General features: G+C 65.2%; 1 pseudogene. It reads right to left on the reverse strand.

What is annotated here, in order from left to right:
* Nucleotides 1-279, reverse strand: a pseudogene (locus QSJ19_RS26690) (HNH endonuclease); the annotation flags it as partial.

The raw sequence follows: 279 nt of genomic DNA on the forward strand, positions 1-279 counted from the left end.
AGACGTTGGGCGTCGTCGATCGGTTCCGGTGATCTCTTCCCGATGTGCTCGACGCCGCGGACGATGGCGTCGGCATGCTCACCGGAGATCACCCCATCAGCCGCATGGGCGGCCACCGTGGGCAGAGTGGCGAGTGATCCGGCGATGCGGATGAGTCGTTGGGCGACGGCGGGCGCGAACCCCATGACAATCAACAACTCTCGGGTACTACGCCCGTGATCCTTCGCCACACGCAACCGTTCGAGCGCACTGGTCAGCACCGCGGCGTGATGGTCGATC

This window comes from Gordonia sp. ABSL11-1 (genome assembly GCF_030315685.1).
GTDB lineage: Bacteria > Actinomycetota > Actinomycetes > Mycobacteriales > Mycobacteriaceae > Gordonia.